The 7,197-nt window shown below is 69.4% G+C and carries 4 protein-coding genes and 1 pseudogene; 3 read left to right on the top strand and 2 right to left on the bottom strand.

The features are described from left to right. Positions 1–698, bottom strand: a 698-nt coding sequence (locus QOC69_RS15690) for a DEAD/DEAH box helicase (RefSeq protein ID WP_526441093.1), incomplete at its 3' end; no start/stop codon positions are given. 72 nt (positions 699–770) lie between these two features. Between QOC69_RS15690 and QOC69_RS15695 the strand changes: the two genes are divergently transcribed. The 3 genes from QOC69_RS15695 to QOC69_RS15705 are packed head-to-tail and all read left to right on the top strand — an operon-like array spanning position 771 to position 6,161. Further along, positions 771–1,316 carry an LppP/LprE family lipoprotein gene (locus tag QOC69_RS15695; RefSeq protein ID WP_526441095.1) on the top strand — a complete coding sequence of 182 codons (546 nt, stop codon included), beginning with the start codon at positions 771–773 and terminating at the stop codon, positions 1,314–1,316. 43 nt (positions 1,317–1,359) lie between these two features. Then, positions 1,360–4,806 carry a TM0106 family RecB-like putative nuclease gene (locus tag QOC69_RS15700; protein WP_526441097.1) on the top strand — a complete coding sequence of 1,149 codons (3,447 nt, stop codon included), beginning with the start codon at positions 1,360–1,362 and terminating at the stop codon, positions 4,804–4,806. 8 nt (positions 4,807–4,814) lie between these two features. Further along, positions 4,815–6,161 carry an FAD-binding oxidoreductase gene (locus tag QOC69_RS15705; protein ID WP_526441099.1) on the top strand — a complete coding sequence of 449 codons (1,347 nt, stop codon included), beginning with the start codon at positions 4,815–4,817 and terminating at the stop codon, positions 6,159–6,161. A gap of 1 nt (position 6,162) precedes the next feature. Here QOC69_RS15705 and QOC69_RS15710 read toward each other — a convergent pair. Further along, positions 6,163–7,197: pseudogene (locus tag QOC69_RS15710) on the bottom strand (hypothetical protein); the annotation flags it as partial.

Raw genomic sequence — 7,197 nt, forward strand, 5'->3', positions numbered from 1 at the left:
ACCTGGATGTAGCGCTGCGTGATGTTGTCGGCGGTCGCGGTCTTGGACTCGACCTTCACCTGGACGGGGTCGTGCAGGTACTTGCTGGTGATCTTGCGGATCGCGGGCGGCATGGTCGCCGAGAACAGGGCGACCTGCTTGTACTCGGGAGTGCCCTCGAGGATCCGCTCGACGTCCTCGGCGAAGCCCATCTGCAGCATCTCGTCGGCTTCGTCGAGCACCAGGTAGTCGAGGTGGGACAGATCCAGGCTGCCCTTCTCCAGGTGATCGATGACACGACCAGGAGTGCCGACGACCACTTGGGCGCCGCGCTTGAGCCCGGCGAGCTGCGGGCCGTAGGCGGAGCCGCCGTAGATCGGCAGCACGTTCACCGGAAGGTGCGCGCCGTAGCGGCTGAACGCCTCGGCGACCTGCAGCGCCAACTCGCGGGTTGGGGCCAGAACCAGCGCCTGCGTGATGCGGCTGGACGTGTCGATCTTCGAGAGGATCGGGATCGCGAACGCCGCCGTCTTGCCGGTGCCAGTCTGCGCGAGCCCGACGACGTCGGATCCCGCGAGCATCGGCGGGATCGTGGCGGCCTGGATGGCCGACGGGGTCTCATATCCGACGTCGGCGACGGCCTGCAGCACAGCTGGGTGAATCTGCAGGTCGGCAAAGGTGGGCGCGGCGTCGTGCGCGTCGGTGTCGGGCGAGGTCATCGAGGTAGGAGTCTACGGGTAGATCGCAGCGTCATCTGCCGAGCGCGGCGCCTACGGGTACCGTGCCTCGTTGTGAAGTGGGTCGCGATCCTGGCGGCGGTGTTCGTGCTAGCCGGGTGCGGGTCGAGCGACTCCACCGTCTCCAAGACACCCGAGCCCCCTGTGACGGAAACGGCGACCTCGACGCGGGCCCCCGAGCCGACCGTAGCCGCGGGCCCGACCGCCACCCCTGCGCCAGCCGATCCGTGCGCGGTGAACCTGGCCGCGCCCGAGATCGCCAAGGCGGTATCGGAGTTGCCGCGTGATCCGCGCAGTAACCAGCCGTGGAACTCAGAGCCGCTGGCCGGCAACTTCAACGAGTGCGCGCAGTTGTCGGTGGTGATCGTGAAGGCGAACACCAACGGCGACAACCCGAACACCCGGGCGGTGATGTTCCACCTTGGCAAGTTCATCCCGACCGGCGTTCCCGACACGTACGGCTTCAACGGCATCGACGAGACGGTCACCACCGGCGACACCGTCGCGCTGATGTACGCCAACGGCACCTCCGGGCTGAAGAGCGTGGTGCGGTTCCACTGGAACGGCAACGGCGTGGAGCTCATCGGCAACACCGGCTAGAGCTAGCCGGGATCCGTCGGCCCACTGACCTACAGTGGCGGACGTGTTCCTGACATCCGAGGGAGCCGACGGCAAGGTCATCTACAGCGCCTCGGATCTCGCCGCCGCCGCACGGTGCGAGTACGCGCTGTTGCGAGCGTTCGACGCGAAGCTCGGCCGCGGCCCGACGGTGTCGGTGGAGGACGAACTGCTCGCCCGCACTGCCACTCTCGGCGACGAGCACGAGCGCCGTCAGCTCGACGATCTGCGGGCCGAGTTCGGCGGTGAGGTCACGATCATCGGTCGCCCGCCCTACACCGACGCAGGCCTGCGGGCCGCCTTCGACCAGACCATGCGGGCCGTCGAGCGCCGCTCCCCCGTCATCTACCAGGCCGCGATGTTCGACGGCCGGTTCGCAGGCTTCGCGGACTTCCTGGTGCTTGACGGCGACCGGTATCGGCTGCGGGACACCAAGCTCGCGCGCTCGGTGAAGGTCGAGGCGCTGCTGCAACTCGCCGCCTACGCCGACACCCTGGCGCACGCCGGGATCCCTATCGCCCCGGAGGTCGAGTTGATGCTCGGCGACGGGGTCGTGGCGAGCTATCGCACCGACGAACTGCTGCCGGTGTACCGGCCACGGCGGGAGGCGCTGGAGCGGCTGCTCGACGGCCACCTCGCACGCGGCACCGCTGTGTCATGGGAGGACACCGAGGTTCGTGCGTGCTTCCGCTGTCCGGAATGCGCCACACAGGTGCGCGCCCACGACGACCTGCTGCTCGTCGCGGGCATGCGGGTCAGCCAGCGCGCCCGGCTCATCGACGCCGGGGTGAGCACCCTGCACGACCTGGCCGGCCACACCGGCCCGGTACCCGAACTGGCCGCGCGCACGGTGAAGACGCTCACCGCGCAGGCCCGCCTTCAGGTCGCCGACCGGATAGACGGCAAGCCGCCGTACGAAGTGCTCGACGCCCAGCCGCTGATGGTGCTGCCTGACGCGAACAAGGGCGACCTGTTCTTCGACTTCGAGGGCGACCCGCTGTGGACGGTGGACGGTCGCGAGTGGGGCCTGGAATACCTGTGGGGCGTGCTGACCACCACCGACGAGTTCCACCCGATCTGGGCCCATGACCGGGCCCGTGAGCGCGACGCGCTGGTCGAGTTCCTCGCCATGGTGCGCAAGCGGCTCAAGAAACACCCAGGCATGCACGTCTACCACTACGCGGCATACGAGAAGAGCACGCTACTGCGGCTGGCGGGCCGCTACGGCGTCGGCGAGCACGATGTCGACGAGATGCTGCGCAACGGCGTCCTCGTCGACCTGTACCCGTTGGTGCGCAAGAGCATTCAGGTTGGTACCGAGAGCTACAGCATCAAGTACCTAGAACCGCTCTACATGGGCAACGAGCTGCGTAGCGGCGAGGTCACCACGGCCACCGACTCGATCACGCAGTACGCCCGGTTCTGCACGCTGCGCGATGGCGGCCGCCCCGACGACTCGGCGATCGTGCTCAAGGAGATCGAGGACTACAACCGCTACGACTGCCGGTCGACGCGTCGGCTGCGCGACTGGTTGATGGCGCGCGCAATCGAGTCCGGGGTCCCGCCGCGCGGCCCGCTGCCGGTGGCCGACTCAAGCTCACTTGCGGGCTCGCCCGCCGGGGCACCGGTCGAACCAGCGGACGAACTCGAACGCCGACTGCTCAAGTTCGCGGGCGACGGCATCGACGAACGCACCCCCGAGCAGACCGCCGTCGCGATGGTGGCCGCCGCGCGCGGGTTTCACAAGCGCGAGGACAAGCCGTTCTGGTGGGCGCACTTCGACCGCGTCAACAATCCGGTCGACGAGTGGGCCGACAACACTGACGTCTTCGTCGCCGAGAGGGCAGTGATCGTCGCCGACTGGCACCAACCCCCGAAAGCACGCAAGCCCCAGCGCCACGTCAAGTTGATCGGCGAACTCGCCAACGGTGGACTCGGCAGGGAGATGTTCGCGCTGTACGACCCACCCGCGCCTGCGGGCTTGGTCGACGACCCAGACCGCCGCGCGTTTGGGTCGGTCACCGTCATCGAGTGCGACAACCCCGAGGCGCCCACCGAGGCCGTCGTGGTCGAGCGGCAGCCCAAGGACGGTGGGGCCTTCGAGCAGTTGCCGTTCGCCCTCACCCCGGGCGGCCCCATCAACACCAAGCCGCTGCAGGACTCCATCGCGGACACCGCGGCCATGGTGGCAGCCGGGCTCCCGAACCTCCCCGCCGACGCTGTTACCGACATCCTTCTCAGACGCGCGCCACGCACCGTCAGCGGTGCACCGCTCCCCCGCAGCGGCGACATCGCCGACGACCTCACCGCGGCGTTGCTCGACCTCGACTCGTCCTACCTCGCGGTGCACGGACCTCCGGGTACCGGCAAGACGTTCACCTCGGCGAAGGTCATCGCCCGACTGGTGAAGGAGCACGGGTGGCGCGTCGGCGTGGTCGCCCAATCGCACGCCGTGGTCGAGAACCTCCTCGGCTGCGTGATCGAGGCCGGCGTCGACCCGGACCGCGTTGGCAAGAAGAAGGCCCCTGACGCGCCCTGGCGCGAGGTCGACGAGAAGGAGTACGCGTCCTTCATCGCCGACCACGACGGTTGCGTGATTGGGGGCACCGCTTGGGATTTCGCCAACCAGGGCCGCGTTCCGCGCCGAGCCCTCGACCTGCTCGTCGTCGAGGAGGCCGGCCAGTACAGCCTGGCCAACACCATCGCGGTTGCGCCGTCCGCCCGCAACCTGATGCTGCTCGGGGACCCGCAGCAGCTGCCCCAGGTCAGCCAGGGCACGCATCCGGAGCCCGTCAACGAATCGGCACTGGGCTGGCTGGTGGATGGGCACCACACGCTCCCCGAGCTGCGCGGGTACTTCCTGGACTGCTCGTATCGGATGCACCCTGCGGTCTGCCGACCGGTGTCACGACTGTCCTACGACGGCCGTCTGCGCTCGCGCGACGATGTCAGCGCCGTCCGCTTTCTCGATGGCGTCGCACCCGGGGTCCGGGTGTTGACGGTCGACCACGACGGCAACTCGACGGACAGTCCCGAGGAGGCCGACGCGATCGTCGCGGAGATCGCCGAACTGCTCGACACCCCGTGGTCCGACGAGCACGGCACCAACCCCCTCGCCCAGGAACACGTCATGGTCGTCACGCCGTACAACGCACAGGTGGTGACCTTGCGGCGCCGGCTCGACTCAGCTGGGCTGACCGACGTCGAAGTGGGCACCGTCGACAAGTTCCAGGGCAGGCAGGCACCGGTCGTGTTCGTGTCGATGGCGGCGTCGTCGGCGGAGGACGCACCGCGCGGGGTCTCGTTCCTGTTCAATAGGAATCGGCTCAACGTGGCCGTGAGCAGGGCCATGTACATCGCCGTCATCGTCAGGTCGGCGCTGCTGACTGACTACCTGCCGTCCACCCCGGATCGGCTCATCGAGCTCGGCGCGTTCCTGGCCCTGACATCGTGTGATACACCCACGGTGTGACGGAAGCACTGACCGACCGGCTCGCGGCCATCGTCGGAGCCAGTCACGTCAGCTCCGACCCCGACGTGCTCGACGGCCGCAGCGTCGACCACACCGGCCGGTACCGGGGTCACGCGGGCGCACTGGTGCGGCCCGGATCAGACGAGGAAGTCGCCGCGGTGCTGCAGGTCTGCCGTGATGCCGGCGTCTACGTGACGGTGCAGGGCGGCCGGACGTCACTGGTGGCAGGCACGGTGCCCGAGCACGACGACGTGCTGCTGTCCACCGAACGGCTCGCCGAGATCGACGAGGTCGACACCGTCGAGCGGCGCGTGCACGTCGGCGCAGGAGCCACCCTGGCCGCGGTACAACGCGCGGCGGCTGCCGCGGGCCTGGTGTTCGGCGTCGACCTGGCCGCCAGGGACTCGGCGACCGTCGGCGGCATGGCATCGACCAACGCAGGCGGACTGCGGACCGTGCGCTACGGCAACATGGGCGAACAGGTGCTCGGACTGGACGTCGCACTGCCGGACGGCTCGCTGGTCCGCAGGCACAGCGAGGTCCGTCGCGACAACACCGGTTACGACCTGGCGTCGCTGTTCGTCGGCGCCGAGGGCACGCTCGGCGTGATCACCGGACTCGACGTGCGGCTGCATCCCACCCCGGCCCATCGCGTCACCGCCGTCGCCGGGTTCGCCGAACTGGGTGCGCTGATCGACGTCGGCCGCGAGTTCCGGGATGCCGACGGCATCGCCGCCCTCGAACTGATCGACGCACGGGCCAGCGCGCTGACGGCCGAGCACCTGGGTATCGGCGCGCCGGTCGAGGGCGCCTGGCAGCTGCTCATCGAGTTGGCAGGCGACACCGACCAGACCGAGCGGCTGGCGGACGCGCTCGAGCACGCCGATTTGGTGGGCGAGCCCGCGGTCGGCGTCGACGTCAACGCCCAGCAGCGCCTCTGGCAGGTCCGCGAGGCCGTGGCCGAGGTGCTCGGGCACTACGGCCCGCCGCTGAAGTTCGACGTCTCCCTGCCGCTGGCGAGGATCGAGGGCTTCGCCGCGGCGGCCACCGAGCTCGTCGCCGAACACGCGCCTGACGCGATCCCGGTGCTGTTCGGTCACGTCGGCGAGGGAAACCTGCACCTGAACCTGGTGCGCTGCACGCTCGAGGGCGACCGCGAGAAGGCGCTCTACTCGGCGATGATGGCGCTGATCGCGAACTCATCCGGCAACGTCAGCTCCGAGCACGGCGTCGGCAGCCGCAAACGCGACTACCTGTCGATGTCACGCACGGACGCCGACATCGCCGCCATGCGCGCCGTGAAGGCGGCGTTCGATCCTGGCGGCTATCTCAATGCCGCGGTGCTGTTCGACTGAGTCAGTCGCGGAACGGCATCGAGTGCTTGCCGTAGGTGCCTGCGTCGTCGTCACCGCCGCGGGCATGCCTGCCGGCGCGGTTGGCCGGCGGCGGCACCGCGAAGTGCTGCTCGTGCTCGACGTGAAAACCGTTGTGGGCGAATCCGATCGGCTCGGGGGCCGACTGCGGCGCCAAGGGCGCGTCGCCGAGTAGATCGTCGAGGATGCTCCGCCACGGTGCACCGTTGGGCGCGGCGGCGGCCTGAGGGTTGGCCTCGACGGGATCCGTGGCCACCTCGTCGTCCAGCAGGCTGTGCCATGACTCGACGGGGCCGCCGTGCCAGGTATCGGCGGGCGCGTGCAGCGGATGCTCGACGTGCGCGCGCAGTGGCTCGGTTTCGCTCTCGTCGGCCGCGACCACCTCGGTGGCGGAAGGGCCAGGGATGGGGACGGCCACCACGTCGGGAACGACCGCGCGACTGGGCGGCGGATGCGGCTCGTCCCAGTCGATCGTGTACTCGACGTACTCGTCGTCGTCGGGGAAGTAGTCGGGTTCGGCATACGCGCGGCCGTACTCCCGTCCACCCGCGGCCACGAACCGGTCCGTGTGCGATGGGGACCGAAGCGCTGCGGTGAACGCCTCGAGCTCGTCGGGGCCGTCGTCGAACTCGTCCGGAGCGAGAGCCGGTCGGTCGCCGAATCCGCGCAGGAACAATGCGGCGACGACACCGAACAACGCGACGAAGGCGGGGAGCAGCAGAGCCTGCGACAGGGCGGCCGAGAACGGCTCGTGCAGGTACGAGGGCAGTTTGGTGACCGATCCCTCGGCCGCCGGTTGCTGACCCCCACCGGGCATCTCGGCACTGATCCGCGACGTCATGAAGGCGGCCATGCTCGCGCTGCCCAGCACGCCGCCGACCTGCCGGGTGGCGTTGTAGACGCCGGAGCCCGCGCCTGCCAGCGCGCCGGGCAGATTACGGGTGGCGGTGGCGGCCAGCGGCGACCAGATGAACGCCATCCCCACGCCCATCGCGATGAACGGCAGCACCAGCCGCCA

Source organism: Mycobacterium sp., assembly GCF_032162105.1.
In the GTDB taxonomy this organism is placed as follows: Bacteria; Actinomycetota; Actinomycetes; order Mycobacteriales; family Mycobacteriaceae; genus Mycobacterium.